We start from the raw sequence: 17,090 nt of genomic DNA, 5'->3' as shown, positions 1-17,090 counted from the left end.
TAATCTTTAATTCTACAATACTCACAAAAAAACCTTTTTGATTTTGATGAAAAAGAAAAAAACTTTAAGCGAAAATCATGTTTTCGCTTAGAGTTTTTCCTGTTAGAGGGTGGTTATTCTTTTACATTTTTGATCTTGTCCCAAGTGTTGACGCCATCATCTTCATCAAACTCGATGACAACATCCGTAACATTCGCAACGCTTTCTTTGATTTTCTTTTCAATATCATCTTTGATGTCATCTGCTTGCTCGATCGTCATTTTCGGATCTACTTCGAGTGTAAGCTCAACATGAAGGCTGTCTCCTTCTTTAATGACATCCAAATCTTGAATATCGCTTACTTGAGGATGGGCGAAAACTTTAGAGCCGATTTTGGCCTGCATTTTCACATCCGCCACACCAAGCGCCCCAGCGGCATTGTCTAAAAAGATGCGTCCGACTACTAATAAAAGAAGGACACCGATAATGATAGACGCATAACCGGTTGCGCTGTGAAACGGGGTATAGGTGGAAATGATGATCGCCAGTAGCGCCAGCACTGCACCCCCGACAGCCACATTATCTTCTAAGAAAACCAGCTTTGTAGCAGGCTTCGCGTCTCGAACATGCTTATAGCTTTCCGGTATGACTTTTAATCCTTTTACTTTTTCGCGCGGCAAATGTTCCGTAATTTCCTGCATGGCTTTATACAGCACCGTTGCTTCAAGCACGGCCGCTGCCCCTAAGACGCCAATGTTCAGCCAGAACCAGTCGTCTGAATGAGTCGCATCCGAAATATGGTGAATGCCTTCGACAATTGTTTCATAGGCGAGGACGCCAACAACGAGTACAGCGCCAAGCAGTACAAGATTGACAAGGCGTCCAAAACCAGCCGGGAAACGATCTGTTGGCGCTTTTTTACTTAAAGCCGATCCAATAAAAACGAAAAGCTGGTTGGCTGCATCCCCGAAACTATGCATCATTTCAGCAAACATCGCGACGTTTCCTGTAATGAGGTAAGCAACGGTCTTGATCAGCGCGACAATGGTATTTACAATGGCGGCCCAAAGGGCGGATTTGCTGCCGAGCTTCAATAATTTGAAGGATTCTCTCATTCCTTTTACTCCTTTCTCTTTTTCTAATCTCCTTTCTTTTCCCTTACACAAGTAAGAAATAACATGTTTTTTTAGCCAAAAGCTGATAAAAACAGCGGGTCAGCTGCCTTTAAAAAATGCTTTTATTTAAAAAAGGATTTTTTACTTTTCGTGTTTAAAAGGTCGCCCATCCAGCCTTTGCTTTTCAAATAAAAATAAAGGAACACTGTACTAAAAACGATTAAGGTACCCGCAAATGCGTAACCAAATTTCCATTCCAGCTCGGGCATATGCTTAAAGTTCATTCCCCAGATTGCACCAAGGGCTGTAGTAGGAGCAAACAGAGTTGTCATAATGGTTAGTGTCTTTGTAATTTCGTTCCCCCGGTGAGTGGATATCAGGTTTTCGAGATTTAATACTGATTTAATCTCACCTTCATACGCATCTAAAAGTGTTTTAGCCCGTTCAATCCGACATGTAGCCCGTTTAAACTGTGCTCCTTGTGCCGTTTGTTCTCCAAATGCTTCTTCAACAGCCATCTGTGTTTCTTCTATTGGGATGAGTAGGTTCTTCCAAACGAGGAGTTCATGATCGACCGCAGCAGCTCTATCCAAGATTTTCGTACGATTGTTCTCTTTTATTTCCCAAAGCAGAGTGTGCAATTTTACTTCAAACTTATCGATTTTTTTTAAAAAGTCAGCAATGATTTCACTAAGCAGGACCAAAAACCCTTCCATGGGCGACTCACAATGATGCATTTTTTCTTTCATGGTTTTGGCGTTATGATGATCTAATTGGGATAAATCAAAATTTGCAGTGACTAGTTCCTTCCTTGTTAAGTAAAAGTGAAAGGTGGCATTTTCTTCTCTTTTTTCAATGTCCTGCTGATAAATAAGAGAACCCCATACATTTTCTTTGCCAGGCGTTCCAGTGTACATATTGATCGAATTATTGTCGTTTTTCTCTACCTGCTTGATCCATCTTTTATACTCGTGTGATTCTTTTATTGCATTTTCGAACAGATGAGTATCTTGAAGATCAAGTTCATACCATTTCCATTGGGAAGAGTGGAAAGTATACTCCACTTTCATCAATCCTTTCAATAAGCCCTTTTCCATTAGGGATTTTCAGCAAGTCATAGAATTTTCTAATCAGTATCCCCATTTGCTGCCAATAATATGAACCATAAATTTCAAGACAAAGGAGGCAGCCACCTGGAACAAAACGATCTTCAATAGAAGGCAGATGTGGCTCAGGCATAAATGAGACAGAAGAACAAATGGGAAAAATACAAAAGAGCGCATAGATTAAGCTTTTTTGTTTCGTGTCTCTTTTTGTTCAAACAGTTTTGGAGAGTAAAAAGGAAAAAATCGATCATTTGTTTTCAACTTTTGTAATACGTTGTAATACGTATTATTGTGAATGATATATAGTTTTTTCGGATCATCTACGATTTGTACGAAAAGCAGAATGGAAAATCAAACAAGAAAGGGGAGATTGCTTGAAGGCAACAAGCAGTGGACGTGAAAAAATGAAAGTATTTTTAACGATCATGACACCGATTCTATTGACTCAATTAGGAATGTATATGATGAATTTTATCGATACGGTTATGTCTGGAAGAGCAAGCCCAAAAGACCTTGCCGGGGTAGCCGTTGGCACCAGTTTATGGTTTCCGGTTTTTACGTGCTTAAGTGGTATTTTAATGTCTTTAACCCCTGTTATTTCCGAAAATATAGGAGCTAAACGAAACAAAGATATTTCATTTTCGCTGATCCAAGGGTTATATTTATCTATTGGATTATCACTAGGTATTTTTACGATAGGAGTTCTTTTTTTGGATCTGGTTTTGCAAATGATGCCACTTCAAAACGAAGTGAGAGCTGTTTCGAAAGGATATTTAACCGGTTTATCAAGCGGAATTGTGCCATTATTTATGTATACGGCTTTGAGGAGCTTTATTGATTCACATGGGAAAACCCATATCACGATGACGATTATTTTCCTGGCGGTGCCTATTAATATGCTGCTTAATTATCTTTTTATATATGGCAGGTTCGGTATTCCTGCATTAGGAGGAGCGGGGACAGGTTACGCGAGCGGCATTACGTATTGGTTTTTGTTTTTATCTGCTTTTTTTTATATAGCAAAAGGAAAAGCCTTTTCGGGCTATCATTTGTTTAAATCATTTCCGGGCATTTCTTTGAGCAAGTGGAAAGAGCTCCTCGGTTTAGGAGTGCCTATTGGCGTGACTATGTTTTTAGAATCAAGTATTTTTTCCGTAGTAACGATACTAATGAGCCGGTATGACACCGATACCATCGCCGCTCATCAAGCAGCGGCAAATTTTGCTTATTTATTTTATATGCTGCCGCTAAGTATTGCTTTAACACTGACCATTTGTGTCAGCCATGAAGTGGGGGCAGGCCGGAGGGAAGAAGCGAAAAAGTACAGCTATTTAGGAATGATGATGGCTTTTGGACTTGGTTTGCTTTCGTGTTTATTTATTTTCTATTTACGTACGCCAGTGTCTTATCTGTATACAAACAGCCCTTCTGTAGCCCTATTAATTCAAAAGTTTTTAGTTTTCTCGATTTTTTTTCAGCTTTCAGATGCTTTGGCTACACCTATACAAGGAGTGCTGAGAGGGTATAAAGATGTAAAGATGACATTTATTATTGCGCTTATATCGTTTTGGATTATTGGCATTCCAACAGGCTCTCTTCTGGCTGTATTCACAAAGCTGGAAGCTTTCGGTTATTGGATTGGGCTGATTTCCGCGCTTGCATCCATGGCTGCTGCTTTATTTATCAGGCTGCAATGGCTTCAAAGAAAAAGCCAGCTCGGTGAAAAACAGTCATAATTACAGCCCCCTGAAACCTATTTCAGGGGGCTGTCCGCGTAAAAGTGAATTATTCTCCGATCATCTGCACGTAGATTTTTCTGCTTTGAGGACCGTCATATTCAGCTAAATAAATATCCTGGGCAGACCCAAGCAGTATTTTGCCATCTGCTACTGGAAATAAGCAGTGATTTCCTGATAAAAGAGATTTTAAATGAGCGGGTGCATTACTGCCGGTTGCCCCGTAGCTTGGCAGAAAGTGAGCATGAGCATAAGGAAGGTGAGGAGGGACTAACCGCTCCAGCAATTCTTCGATATCGGTTTCTACACATTCTAAACCTTCATTTACCAATATTCCAGTGGTCGTATGAGCTGTAATAACCGCGACAAGCCCATTAGAAATAGAAGAATCCTTTACTGCGTTCTTTACTTGAGAAGTGATATTTGCCAATTCCGTTTGCGCGCGGGTGAGAACGGTAAGCGTCGTTAATTCAACCATGGTGCTGTTCCTCCAATCCAAGAAAATATTCAGCGTTGCCTCCCAGGATTTTTTGCAATGTTTTCGGGCGGAGATCTAAGCTTTCTAAAGCTGGCTTCAACCTTGAAGCTCTAAAGCGGGGGCCATTTGAGCCGAACATGACTTTATGGGCTAAATTTCGCTCAAGCCATAATGGACCCATATCACGCGTGAAAATTTGTTCGTAAAAGTCTTTGGCAGAATCCATATATAGCATGGATGTATCTGTATAAACATTTGGATACTTTAACAGCAGCATAATGGTTTCATGGATCCATGGCCATCCAAAGTGAGCCAAACAAAACCGCAACGCTGGATAATTATGAGCGACTTCCTCGAAGTTAAGCGGCTGCGCGTACTTAGCGAGTGCATTCGGCTCCCAGCTCATACCGGAGTGAAACATAATTGGCTTATTATACTCGATACATTTCTCGTAAATTGATTTTAGCAACGGATCATTCGGATAAAATTTTTGCTTGGAGGGGTGTAATTTTAATCCCATAAGCTTTAAATCTTTAAAAGCATAGTCCAAAACATCAAGCGCGTCCTGGCGGTGCGGGTCTACGCTTGCAAAGCCAATAAAGCGCTCAGGGCATAAATCGATGAGCTTTTTGATTTCTTCATTTGAAACAATATGCCCGCCAGATTGAGTCGTTAAATCCAAAGGCAGAAGAACCGTTTTATCAATACCACTGTAATCCATCTCAATCAGCAATTCTTCCAGCGGATAGGGAGACTGCTTAAACACGCCGAATTGCTCCATACGGTAGTGCAAATCTTCTTTATCAGTACAAATATCCTCAAAAAAAATCGGATGCGTGTGCACATCAATAACCATGTTTTCTTCCACCTTTTCGGTTTATTTAATAAGGCTCGAACTGAGTGATCACGCTAGAGGCAAGCGTGGCGCCGCTTTTTAAACAATCGGGAATGCTTTGTCCGCAGATTGTGCCGTGGATAAAACCAGCAATAAAAGAATCGCCTGCACCGACTGTGTTTACTACATCAACAGGGATGCTTTCACCTTTGTAAAAGGTCTGCCCATTATAAGAAAGGCTTCCATGCTCCCCAAGCGTAACCGTAACAAGTGAAGGGCCCAGGCTCTTTGCCCATTTCATATAATCCCAAATAAAATCGTCCTCTTGTTCATACGAAAAAAAAGCGTAATTAACAGAAGGTAAAATGTGCTCTATTCTTTCATCCTGTAGAAAAGTGGAAAAATCAAAAACGGTTTTCAAGCCGCGTGATTGAAAGAAGGGGAGGAAGTTCAAAATCTTTCCGAATAAGTCTGTATGCAGGTAATCGTGAGTTGAAATAAAGTCGATATCTTTTTGTGTGAGTGAAAATTGCTCCATTACACCTTCGTCTTCATCTCCATGAACGCGGTCATTTCCATTCAATTCTAGCTGGATTACAGCAGTCGAGCCTGCCAGAGTATGAAGATGGGAGATATCGATTCCTTCTTTTTTCAGGGTTTCTTTCATCAGCTCGCCATACGAATCATTTCCAACGGCACTGATAAGAGAAGAGGCGTAACCGAGGCGGTTCATATGAACGGCAAAATCGACTCCGTTGCCTGTAGGGTAATACTTTTTAAGATTGTTATATACATCTATACAGCAAAAGCCGGCGGCAGCTATTCTCAAAATAAAACCTCCTTAAAGAGTATATTGTTAATAACGTTATAATACATTATGTAAAAATTTAAATCTACAGAATATTTTAAAATTTGTATTGACGCATAAATAGAAAAGATTTATAGTAATAAAAAATAAATACGTTATATAACGTTATGGGAGAGTGGGACAATGAACGCAGAACAAGTTGTTGCAGCTATTAGTTCAGAAGAAAACATTACAGAAGTATATTTAGTTGCATGCGGAGGATCGCTGGTAGATATGTATCCAACTAAATATTTTCTTGAAAGTGAAGCCGAAAAAATCGTTACAGGTCTTTACACAGCCAATGAATTTGTTCATGCTACACCTAAGCGGTTAAATCCAAATTCTCTCGTGATTGTATGTTCACATGGGGGCAACACGCCTGAATCTGTCCATGCTGCAAAACGGGCAAAAGAGTACGGTGCGTATACAATCGGATTAACACATAACAAAGAGGCAGCTCTCATCGAGCATTCCGATCATGTTTTTCTATATGAATGGGGAGCAGACAGTGATGTGAAAAATAATCCAATGGCTATCATTTTAGAAATTGCCTCTGAAGTATTAAAGACCGTAGAAGGATATGAACACTATGAAGACTTCCGCGATGGCATTCAAAAAGCGAACGGCATTATCAAAAAAGCAGAAGAGCTCGTAGCTGAAAGAGCAAAGGTGTTTGCTGACCGCTACCAAAAAGAAGAATTGTTTTATATTTTATCAAGCGGCGCTTCTTATGGCCACGCGTACGGCTTTGCCATCTGCTCTTTGATGGAAATGCAGTGGCTGCATGCTGCTTCCATTCATTCAGGTGAGTACTTCCATGGCCCTTTTGAAGTAACAAATAAAGAAACACCTTTTATTTTGCTCGTTAACGAAGGGCGGACACGCGCTTTAGATGAAAGGGCAAAAGAGTTTTTAGCAAAGTATGCGGAAAAAGTAGAAATTGTGGATGCGAAGGAACTGGGCATCAACACGATTTCCGACACCGTTGTAGAATTCTTTAACCCAGTTTTATTTTACAGCGTCATGTGTGTATATCGTGAAGCATTGGCAAACGTCCGCAATCATCCTCTCGAAACACGCAGATATATGGGGAAAGTAGCTTATTAATGGAGTGAAGGATATGGTAAAGGTATTAGGAATAGGCGACAATGTTGTCGATAAATACGTTCATGTACAGGTGATGTATCCGGGCGGAAACGCTTTGAATTTCGCTGTTTTTGCCAAAAAGCTGGGGACTGAAGCAGCGTTTATTGGAACGTTTGGAGACGATAGAGAAGCAGAGCATGTTCAAAGCGTTTTGAAAGAACTGAATATTGATTTTTCGAGGAGCCGGTTTTTAGAAGGAGAAAATGGATGCGCCCGGGTTACTTTGCAGGAGGGGGATCGTGTTTTTCTCGACAGCAACAACGGAGGCGTAACCGGGAAAAATCTGCTCATTCTGACGGAAGAAGATAAAGAGTATATAAAAGCTTTTAACCTCATGCACACAGGTCTTTACAGCCATACAGGCCACCTGTTAAGTGAATTGAGCTCTTTAGGAGTGCCGCTCTCTTTTGATTTTTCTGATGATTTCGAGCAGGAACAAATAGACAAGTATATCTCTCACGTACAGTATGCGTTTTTCTCATGCAGCCACCTGTCTGAAAACGAAACCAGGGAATTTTTGAAAAGAAACTTTCAAACAAGTGGACAGCTTTTGGTCGCCACACGCGGAAATGCACCTGCTATTGCTTATGATGGGGACGGATTTTACAGCCAGGCTCCTGAATCTGTTGAAGCGGTAGATACAATGGGCGCAGGGGACTCCTTTATTACAGCTTTCCTCCTTTCCTATATCACAGGAAATGAAGTAAGCGAATCATTAAAGACAGCCGTCTCCTATGCAGCCAAAAGCTGCCTCGTAGAAGGATCGTTTGGCTTTGGCATTTCATACAGTTAAGTACTGAGACTTACTTGTGCTATAGTAAAACGTTTGGTACTCTTGCTCATAAGAACCAAATTCTATATTGGACAAGTGGGGGCGGAATATGTTAAAGCCGGAAAATCTGGAACCTTTATATATACAATTAAAAAAAGCCATTCAAGCGATGATCTTTAATGGCGATTTTCAGCAGGGAGATAAAATCCCGACTGAAGTTGAATTAAGTGAACAGTATAACATCAGCCGGATTACGGTACGAAAAGCTGTAGAAGAAATGGTGAAAGAAGGATATTTGATCAAAAAGCAGGGCAAAGGAACTTTTGTAAACAATTTGAAAATTGACCGAAAAGTGGAACATGTGATGAGCTTCAGTGCAGCCTGCCAGTCAAAAGGGCTGACTTCTCACAGCGTCATTACCAAAAAAGAAATGATCGAACCGGACGAGGACTTGAAGAAAGACTTGCGCCTGGAAGAGGATGAGAAAGTGATTTATATTCAGAGGAAAAGGTATGCTGGAAACAGTCCGCTTATGTTGGAGAATAATTATTACCCGCAGCACCGTTTTCAATTTTTAATGAACGAATCATTAGAAGGGTCTCTCTACGAGTTATTGGAGAAGAAATATGACATTCGTCCTGAAAACCCGGGAGAGACCATCCTGGAAATTACATTAGCAGATGAAGAAAAAGCACAATTATTAGAGACCTCATTAGGAAAAGCGCTTTTTTACATGAGAACCATTATCTATGACCAGCATAATCAGCCTGTTCACGCCGGAAGACAGTATATCATTGGTGAACGCTATCAATTTACCCTATAAATCTCTTTCTGCTTCTTTACAACAGGTGTTTTACCATTCTTCTGCCTTTACCTGTAACGTTTTATGTCGTTATCAAGTTCAGCTTAAAATCTGTTAAAAGGGAGATAGCAGAATGCCGCAAATCAAGCGCAGCCAAATTGCCGGAATGAATATTCACTATTTATTTTACTCACTTGATTATTTCTTTGCTGCCCAGCAAAAAGCAGGCATTGAAAGCATTGAGTTATGGGGAGGAGCTCCGCACTTTTTAATGGATTCCATGTCTTATGCAGATTGCAAAAAGGTAAAGCAAAAAGCTGCTCAACACGATGTGGAAATCGTGGCTTTTACCCCTGAATCCATTATTTATCCTTATAATATTGCAGCGCCCGATCCGGACCAGTTTGAGAAAAGTAAGCTTTATTTCACCAATGCGGTAAAAGCAGCTGCTGAATTAGGCACTTCGTTGATGACGATTAATTCAGGATATGGATATTTAAATGAAGCTAACGAAGAAGCATGGAAACGCTCAGCAGAAATGCTCCACCACTTAGCCCATGCAGCAGAAAAAGAAGGCGTTACCATTGCGATGGAAACATTGCGGCCGGAAGAATCTAAAATCGTGACCACTCTTGAAGAAGCGAAAAGAATGCATAAGGAAATCAATTCGCCTGCTTTTAAAATCATGCTTGATACAGTAGCGATGAGCGTAGCCGGAGAAACAATGGAAGACTGGTTCGCTGCATTCGGAGAAGAGATTGCGCATATTCATTTTGTAGATTGCAAGCCTTACGGACACCTGGCATGGGGAGACGGCAGCCTCGATGTAAGCAAGCAGATTGAAATCCTCAATCAATATCAATACAAAGGTTTTTTAGGCCAGGAAATTACGGAGATGAAATACTTTGAAAAGCCGGACGAAGTTGATCAGCGGATTATGGAGCACTTAACTCCGTTTTTTAATGAGTGAACGAACAATTAAAACAGCGGATGCTTGTAAAAAAGTAAAAAGAGCAATTGTCCTATAGAGGATAATTACTCTTTTTTGTAAACTGCGTATTTATAAAGGCATGCTTTCTTTTTTACTGCAATCTCTCCGCAGTTTTCAAAACGATTAAATGTCAGGAAATATATCACAAGAAGCCATTGACAGTCTAAATAGAAAGTTGTATAAATAGTTAAATAACGTTATATAACATTACATCAAATGTGAGTACTCATCGCTGTTTATACTTTGTTTAAAAAAGGAAGCGAAAATTCACTGCCAGGGCTCAAGAAAGAATATGTACACAATCAATTATTTGAAAATTAAAAAAATATATTGTGAAAGACATATCGCTTAAATTGAACAGACATGTATATTAATTTTTTCAACTAAGCTAAGGTTGTCATTAAAAATTTCCCAAAGAAAGAAGGACGAATAATGAGAAAAACACGTGTTTTACTTTTTTTGTCGGTTTTCCTTTGTCTTATTTTATCAGCCTGCAGCAATCAAAGCGGGGCTGACGATGTTTCGAGCGAGAAGAAAGTGTTGAAAATGGGAACTTCTGCTGACTTTGCCCCTTTTGAATATGTAGATACGGAAACGAATGAAATTGTAGGGTACGATATCGACTTTGCCAGGGCGATTGCAAAAGAACTGGGCTATGAACTGGAAATTGTCGATATTGAATTTTCAGGCTTAATTACAGCTATGCAGAATGGAAAAGTAGATTTTGCGATTTCTGCCATTGAACCAACCGCTGAGCGAAAGAAAAATGCAGACTTTTCGATTCCTTACCACCGAAGTGAGCTTGTGCTTCTTACGATGAAAGACAGCGGGATTGACAGTGTAGAAGATTTGAAAGGAAAAACAGTCGGTGTTCAAGCTGGATCTCTTCAAGAAACAATGGCGAAAGACCTTCAGAAAAAAACAGATTTTGAGATTACAACGCGGGACCGGGTAGCTGAAATTGTTCAGGAGATTGCGGTTGACAGAATTGATGCAACAATCATGGAAATGCCTGTGACAAAAGGTTATATGGCTAATAATAAAGAATTAAAAACGGTTTCAATTCCGGGTGTTGAAACGGGAGGCGCTGCGATTGCCTTTCCTAAAGGAAGCGAGCTGACAGAGAAGTTCAACCCTGTTATTGAGAAAATGGAAGAAGACGGAGAGCTGGAAGAGTTAACGGTTAAATGGTTTGGCGAAAAAAGTTTAGAAGTGAAGAAATAAAAGATTTTGGCCGAAAGGAATGAGGGGTATGAATTTAGACTTTACCCAAGTCATACCCTCAATCCCCTACATTTTACAGGGGCTTGGGGTTACCATCAAAATCGTATTAACATCAGCCCTCTTTGGTTTTATCATTGGTGTGATCTTGTCGCTTTTTAAAATTAGCCATAATAAAGTGCTTTCTGGATTTGCGGATGTGTATACATCTGTTTTCCGGGGGACCCCGTTAGTACTGCAGCTTATGATTTTTTATTACGGGCTTCCGCAATTTATTGGGTTTGATATTGATGCATACTGGGCTGCCGTTTTAGCATTTGGATTAAATTCGGGTGCCTATATTTCTGAAGTCATCCGTGCGGGAATTTTAGCCGTTGATAAAGGACAGCGGGAGGCTGCTCTTGCGCTAGGCATTCCTTACAAGCTGACAATGAAAGATATCATTCTTCCACAGGCTATGAAAAATATTTTGCCGGCTTTAATGAATGAATTTATTACCCTCACGAAAGAATCAGCGATTGTTACCGTGATCGGGGCGCTGGATGTGATGCGCCGGGCGTATATCATTGGAGGGCAGACCTACCGCTTTTTTGAGCCTCTAATTATAGCCGGTTTAATTTACTATATCATTATTATTGGATTAACGTTCTTAGGGAAACTCGTAGAAAGGAGGATGCGGAGAAGTGATTAAGATAAAAGATCTTCATAAGAGGTTTGGCACAAACGAAGTGTTAAAGGGGATATCCACTGATATTAAGGAAGGAGAAGTGGTCGCTATTATCGGCCCGTCCGGTTCTGGAAAATCTACTTTTCTAAGATGCCTTAATTTGTTAGAAGTCCCGACCAGCGGACAGATTTTTATTGGAAACACCGAAATTACAAAACCGAAAGCGGATATTCGAAAAATCCGGCAAAATGTAGGGATGGTATTTCAGCATTTTAATTTGTTTCCCCATAAAACGGTATTGGAAAATTTAACGTATGCGCCTGTAAAAGTGAAAGGAATAGGACAAGCAGAAGCAGCAGCAAAAGGAAGAGAGCTTTTAAAGAAAGTGGGCCTGGCCCAGAAAGAAAATGAGTATCCCATCCGTTTGTCGGGGGGACAGAAGCAGCGTGTCGCCATTGCAAGAGCCCTTGCTATGAGCCCTGACATTATGCTGTTTGATGAACCGACTTCAGCACTGGACCCGGAAATGGTCAAAGAAGTGCTGGAAGTAGTAAAATCCCTAGCTACAACAGGCATGACTATGGCCATTGTGACACATGAAATGGGATTTGCCCGAGAAGTGGCAGACCGCATCCTGTTTTTAGATGGAGGCACTCTTGTGGAAGATGCCCATCCTCGTGAGTTCTTTTCTTCCCCTAAAAGTAAACGCGCCCAGGAATTTTTAGAAAAAATGCTGTGACTGCTTCTCTTCTGTATTCGTAAATGGATGACCCTTTTTTAAAAATAGTTCCTGGCTGAAAAAAGTGTAGCACTTGAAAGAAAGAAGGAAAAAGACTGACAAAGCTGTCAGCCTTTTTTTGTTGTTTTAATCTTTAGCAGTGGCTCTCCAGTGAGTCATGTCGACAGACACCAAGTCTACCCACGTTTCCTGAGGTTTATTTTGATCAAGGATTGTGCCACTTTTATCAAAAGGCAGACTTATTAGATTTTTCTCTTCGTCAACAAGCCGGTGGAGAGACCGGTCAACGATATGTTCTAATAATTTCAAAAATGTCACTCCTCTTTTGTTTGAGGAAGTTACAGCAAACTTCAGTACAGTTTAGCCAGTTATGTCCTATAGTGATAGTGAAAATAAGAATAATTATGCAAAGACTCTAAATGTATGCCTCAAATTTAATAAGAGGCTGTCAACTTAAAAAACACTCCATGCTGGTATCACGAATAAAAAAATTTTGACTGTCGGACTTTACATAAAAAGGAGAAAGATAAAAACACCCAGCTGGCGTCGTAGGCAGCTGGGGTGTTTTTGGTAATACTTTTATTCTTCTGTATCAAAATAAACAACTTCAAGTCCTGTAAACGGAACGGTTGATTTTCCAAGGTAAACAGTTGTAAAGGCAAGAAGTGTATCAGAATTTTGATCATAAAACATCTTTTTAACATTTCCGTATGTGGTCATTTGTCCAATGGCGTCCATGGTCTGATAATCATATGCCTGGATATATTTTTGATTATTGGACGTATACAATTCTCCATACTCTGTATCAAAAGCGATAGCGCTATATGGGCGGTCCAGTTTGGCGAAATACGTCATATCAGATGTAGCCCCGGCTGATGCCCGGAAAATATGACCTGTGCTATTGAAAATATATTTACCGTCTGGTGATAGTGTCAAATCCTTACCAAGTGTATATTCTCCGTGATAAGGTGAATCTGCTTCGGGACCAAGGACACCTTCTGTAATCGAGTATGCCCCAAAATCACGTGGAGAAAGTCCTGTCGAAATAGTGTAGAGCTTATTTTGAGACGGATTCAATTCAATTAGTCCTTGCTCGTATATACCTTGAGAGCTAAGCAGCGCGCCTGTTTGGCTGTTGAAGCTTTCCACTCGAGTGTGCTGCCCGGAGCCTGACGAAATATAAACCACACCTTTGTCATCTGCTTCAATATCATACGGATCTAAATTAATTTGGATAGATTTCTCTATCTTCAGAGTAACAGCATCCACAACTGCAAATGCGCCTTCTTGATCTTTGTCGAACCAGTAATGACTGTGAGCACGTTTTTGCTGTGTTACGTAAATTTTGTTGTTGGCGTAAGCAATCCGTTCAGCAGGCAGCGGAAGGGCTAAAGAAGAAACGACTTCATAAGTCTCGTAATTAATAGCAGCCACTTCATTTGTTGCACCATCTAGTACATAAATAATAGGTTTGGCCGGGTCCATATCATAGTCAATCGCATTTACATCATATAATGCTTCTAAATACGTATCCGCTACTTCCGGGTTATCAGGCTGGAAGGAAGGTTCAATAATTCTTGTCATAAATGCGGCAAAGTGAGCACGGCTAATCGTTAAGGTAGGCTTAAACGTGCCATCTTTGTACCCGATGGTAATATTATTGGCTGCCAGAGAAGAAATATAAGGGTAGCCCCAGTATTGAAGGGATACATCAGTAAAGCCTTTCGGATAAATGCCCGATAAGTTGTACGTTCTAACCAAGACCGTAGCCATTTCAGCTCTTGTTAGGTTTCCATTTGGATCAAAAATATTGCCTGGTTTTCCGGAGATAATACCAAGCTCAACCGCTTTTGCTACTTCATCATAGCCTTTTGAGCCAACTGGCATGTCTTTAAAATTTGGATTAGGAGATTGGCCAAGCGGTTCATCTAATTCGCGCATAATCATGCGGACTGCATCTACACGTTTAATCGGCAGGTCAGGGCGGAATGTTCCGTCAGGAAATCCCATGATAATTCCGGCATTAGTTAAATAATCTATTTCTTTACTGAATGTGCCGGCATCTTTAAACGTAGCAGCAGAGGCAGAAGGAGCGAGGGATACAAGCATCAACAGAGCAGCGATGCCTTTAAAAAATCTTTTCAATTATTGCAGTCAACCTTTCATAATGTAGTAGATATTCATCATACTACGAAATTTGGATTTTAACACCAAAAAATAAGGCAAGAAAGTATCTTTTTTTTGAGGAGTTAAAAACCTTGCGTAGAAAGCATGAAATAGACCTTCGTTAATGTGATCTAATTTAAAAATGTAAAAATAGATTGTGATTTGGGGGTTTATTTTGATGTATAGAAGGGGTTTGAAAAGTTAAGGCTATCAAGATCAATAGGCTTTTTTGCTCATTTTCGGTGTTTTTTTTGTTATCACTGATTTTTAAGGTCTAGATTACGAGAAGGTGGGTAAAGAATAAAAAACAAAATAAACATGAACGTTCAATACTCCACGACCTATAGAAAAAAGTGAGATCTGTACCGATGCCTGGTTTGTATAAAATAGTTTATTTAAAGTCGGTTGCTCGGCATATAAATGAGACGGACCTATTTAAAGGAGGAATTTTCATGCTTTTATATAAACAATCAAGAAACGATCAATCGATAAAGGCTTCTCAATTTATTATACGCTTAAAGCAAAAAGGCCTCATTAAAGCATTTGTTTGCTTTACGGATGAAAAAGGCCAATTAAAAAGTATGACCTATGAAAACGGTGAATACAATTTATTTAATTTAACAGACGGAAATATCAAGCCAATTACGTCTTTCATGTTCTTTCAAACACTGGATTTAATTAAAAAAGGTTTTTATACCGCCCGTTCTTATGGACAGGTGCGTTTGAAGCAAACGAAGCAAAGAAGATACGGCAACTGGTGAAAAGTCACGGGAAATACAGATAATAAGAGAATGTAAAGCGGATTAAACATCCATATAGAGCATAAAAGTGTTTAAAAAGCCAAATCCTTTCTAGGGTTTGGCTTTTTACGTTTTTACCATTTAAAAGAATGGAGGAATGTTGAGTCAATAAGACTGGCTGGAGGGTGGATTAGTAAATGACTTATCTATTCTAGTAAATCTGTAATCAACTGTTAAAATAAAAAAGACAGAATGGGGGTGTGAGAATGAAGGTATATGTACTGGCAAAAGACGAACTTGAAGCACAAGGAATTGAGTGGATGATTAAATCCCATTTGCAGACGCTGGACTTAACTTTATTACATAGTGTGTCCGAACTTGATGCAGCATTTGAGCGGGAAAGGCCCTTGATGGCGATTGTGGATATGGACCAGTGGCAGCATGAGGACGTGGGTAAACTGCTAAAAAGGTACAATGCCCGCTGGCTTGGCCTATCTTCAGAACGTATTTTTCAAACAGCTTATAAAGCACTTAGGTTTCGAGCGGAAGATGTTTTGTTTCGTCCTTTTGCGCCTATGGAGGTGATCCGCCATCTTCAGCAGGCTCGTTTTGAAAAGCGCAATCAACCTGTTTCTCACTCATCGAAACAATCGTTTATCCAGTATGCGGACTTATTTATCTCCAGTCAAAGGCTGAGCGGAGATCCGTACAGGATGGCGGCTTTTTTAACACCAGATGAGACCGTACTGTCAGACCTTTATAAAGAATTGCTGACGTATCCTTTTGCAGAAGAAGTCTATGTATTCGTGCTGACAGACATGGTTTTAGCCATTCAAGAAAGTGTAAATCGTGCTGATTTAGAGGATTATCAAGCTTTCCTTCGTTTTTATAAGAAGCGGCTCAGTCAGCCAATTGCCATTGTGATACAAGAAGGTAAAAGCGGTGCCACGTTTAAATCAACCTATCAAATACTGCGAAGACAGGCCGAGCGTGTATTTTTTGAAGGATATGACGTTATTTTGCAGGGGGGTGAAGAGGATGGGGTGCAGGAAATGGACCCTTTTTTAACGCCGCTCGAGCAGCGGGAATGGGTGGAAATGCTGGAAACCCGTAATATGAAAGAAATCCAGCAGTGGCTGGAACAGCATTATTTAAAAATGGAGCCTCCGTATCCAGATCCAGAGATGGTCCGGATTGCGTTAACGAGCGTACTGGCCCAGGTGAGGCGTTATATGAAATCACATGACATTGAAGGAAACGACTTAGAATATGAATATCATAATGTATTCAATCAAATAATCAGGCAGCCGGTTATGTATAAAATTGTTCAAGCGCTTCAAGTATTTATTCGCAATCTGCTTGCATCAGGCGGTCAATTGGCTTCTCAAGATACTCCACAGTCGCTCGTTGATAAAACCCGCAGCTTAATTGAAGGGAACTACTGGAACAGTCAATGGAACCTGGCTGACTGCGCAGAAGCACTTCGTTTAAATAAAAGTACGTTAAGCCGCCGGTTTGCGGCTGAATCCGGACGAACATTCCGCGATACCTTACACCGCGTACGGCTTGATGAAGCGAAGCGGCTGCTGAAAGAAACGGATTTGCCGTTTCAGGAAATTGCCCGTTTAACCGGATACACTCATCAGACCCAGTTTAATGCGAAATTTAAGCAATACGAACACCGGACTCCTCGAGACTATCGCTCCGGCTTCTAGCCTGCTAAAGTTTATGAGATAATTCATAACAAAAA

At 40.3% G+C, this 17,090-nt stretch carries 17 protein-coding genes; 10 read left to right on the top strand and 7 right to left on the bottom strand.

The window, feature by feature from the left end; all coding sequences use genetic code 11:
* Positions 1-113: 113 nt before the first annotated feature.
* Complete coding sequence (locus M3221_RS12975; RefSeq protein ID WP_251272178.1) at positions 114-1,094, bottom strand: cation diffusion facilitator family transporter; 981 nt, start codon at positions 1,092-1,094, stop codon at positions 114-116.
* A gap of 122 nt (positions 1,095-1,216) precedes the next feature.
* Entirely contained in the window at positions 1,217-2,158 is a 942-nt protein-coding gene (locus M3221_RS12970) for a magnesium transporter CorA family protein (protein ID WP_251272177.1), read from the bottom strand.
* A 416-nt stretch (positions 2,159-2,574) separates the two neighbouring features.
* Here M3221_RS12970 and M3221_RS12965 point away from each other — a divergent pair, with 416 nt between their 5' ends.
* Positions 2,575-3,936 (top strand): MATE family efflux transporter, encoded by a 1,362-nt coding sequence (locus M3221_RS12965; RefSeq protein WP_251272176.1) that lies wholly within the window; start codon positions 2,575-2,577, stop codon positions 3,934-3,936.
* A 49-nt stretch (positions 3,937-3,985) separates the two neighbouring features.
* Here the strand turns inward: M3221_RS12965 and M3221_RS12960 are convergent, their stop codons facing one another.
* From M3221_RS12960 to frlD, 3 genes are read right to left on the bottom strand one after another with little or no spacing between them, the layout of a single operon-like run.
* Complete coding sequence (locus M3221_RS12960) at positions 3,986-4,414, bottom strand: secondary thiamine-phosphate synthase enzyme YjbQ (protein ID WP_251272175.1); 429 nt, start codon at positions 4,412-4,414, stop codon at positions 3,986-3,988.
* Positions 4,407-5,270 (bottom strand): amidohydrolase family protein, encoded by an 864-nt coding sequence (locus tag M3221_RS12955; RefSeq protein WP_251272174.1) that lies wholly within the window; start codon positions 5,268-5,270, stop codon positions 4,407-4,409. The genes M3221_RS12960 and M3221_RS12955 overlap by 8 nt, the downstream gene beginning before the upstream one ends.
* A gap of 25 nt (positions 5,271-5,295) precedes the next feature.
* Positions 5,296-6,078, bottom strand: a complete 783-nt coding sequence (gene frlD / locus M3221_RS12950; protein WP_251272173.1) for a fructoselysine 6-kinase — start codon at positions 6,076-6,078, stop codon at positions 5,296-5,298.
* 162 nt (positions 6,079-6,240) lie between these two features.
* On the opposite strand from frlD, the gene M3221_RS12945 reads away from it, so the two are divergent.
* The 7 genes from M3221_RS12945 (at position 6,241) to M3221_RS12915 (ending at position 12,434) form a co-directional block, all read left to right on the top strand.
* Positions 6,241-7,203 carry an SIS domain-containing protein gene (locus M3221_RS12945; RefSeq protein ID WP_251272172.1) on the top strand — a complete coding sequence of 321 codons (963 nt, stop codon included), beginning with the start codon at positions 6,241-6,243 and terminating at the stop codon, positions 7,201-7,203.
* Positions 7,204-7,216: 13 nt separating this feature from the next.
* Positions 7,217-8,035: a fructoselysine 6-kinase gene (locus M3221_RS12940; protein WP_251272171.1), complete on the top strand. Its 819-nt coding sequence runs from the start codon at positions 7,217-7,219 to the stop codon at positions 8,033-8,035.
* Positions 8,036-8,123: 88 nt separating this feature from the next.
* Complete coding sequence (locus M3221_RS12935) at positions 8,124-8,837, top strand: GntR family transcriptional regulator (protein WP_251272170.1); 714 nt, start codon at positions 8,124-8,126, stop codon at positions 8,835-8,837.
* Between the two features lie 112 nt (positions 8,838-8,949).
* The gene (locus M3221_RS12930) at positions 8,950-9,786 is read left to right on the top strand and encodes a sugar phosphate isomerase/epimerase family protein (RefSeq protein WP_251272169.1); all 837 of its coding nucleotides are present in this window, start codon (positions 8,950-8,952) and stop codon (positions 9,784-9,786) included.
* A 453-nt stretch (positions 9,787-10,239) separates the two neighbouring features.
* On the top strand, positions 10,240-11,031 hold the full coding sequence (locus tag M3221_RS12925) for a transporter substrate-binding domain-containing protein (RefSeq protein WP_251272168.1): 792 nt from the start codon (positions 10,240-10,242) through the stop codon (positions 11,029-11,031).
* Between the two features lie 28 nt (positions 11,032-11,059).
* The gene (locus M3221_RS12920) at positions 11,060-11,719 is read left to right on the top strand and encodes an amino acid ABC transporter permease (protein ID WP_251272167.1); all 660 of its coding nucleotides are present in this window, start codon (positions 11,060-11,062) and stop codon (positions 11,717-11,719) included.
* Positions 11,712-12,434 carry an amino acid ABC transporter ATP-binding protein gene (locus M3221_RS12915; protein WP_251272166.1) on the top strand — a complete coding sequence of 241 codons (723 nt, stop codon included), beginning with the start codon at positions 11,712-11,714 and terminating at the stop codon, positions 12,432-12,434. The genes M3221_RS12920 and M3221_RS12915 overlap by 8 nt, the downstream gene beginning before the upstream one ends.
* Before the next feature lie 126 nt (positions 12,435-12,560).
* Here the strand turns inward: M3221_RS12915 and M3221_RS12910 are convergent, their stop codons facing one another.
* Both M3221_RS12910 and M3221_RS12905 read right to left on the bottom strand, forming a co-directional pair.
* The gene (locus M3221_RS12910) at positions 12,561-12,743 is read right to left on the bottom strand and encodes a hypothetical protein (protein ID WP_251272165.1); all 183 of its coding nucleotides are present in this window, start codon (positions 12,741-12,743) and stop codon (positions 12,561-12,563) included.
* Positions 12,744-13,013: 270 nt separating this feature from the next.
* On the bottom strand, positions 13,014-14,579 hold the full coding sequence (locus tag M3221_RS12905; RefSeq protein ID WP_251272164.1) for an S-layer homology domain-containing protein: 1,566 nt from the start codon (positions 14,577-14,579) through the stop codon (positions 13,014-13,016).
* A gap of 473 nt (positions 14,580-15,052) precedes the next feature.
* Between M3221_RS12905 and M3221_RS12900 the strand changes: the two genes are divergently transcribed.
* Both M3221_RS12900 and M3221_RS12895 read left to right on the top strand, forming a co-directional pair.
* On the top strand, positions 15,053-15,361 hold the full coding sequence (locus tag M3221_RS12900; protein ID WP_251272163.1) for a hypothetical protein: 309 nt from the start codon (positions 15,053-15,055) through the stop codon (positions 15,359-15,361).
* Between the two features lie 245 nt (positions 15,362-15,606).
* Complete coding sequence (locus M3221_RS12895) at positions 15,607-17,055, top strand: helix-turn-helix transcriptional regulator (RefSeq protein ID WP_251272162.1); 1,449 nt, start codon at positions 15,607-15,609, stop codon at positions 17,053-17,055.
* Positions 17,056-17,090 lie beyond the last annotated feature (35 nt).

This window comes from Domibacillus indicus (assembly GCF_023715895.1).
Classification (GTDB): domain Bacteria; phylum Bacillota; class Bacilli; order Bacillales; family Domibacillaceae; genus Domibacillus; species Domibacillus indicus_A.
Note: the sequence above shows the minus strand (reverse complement) of the source record. Positions and strands in the feature narration are given on the sequence as shown.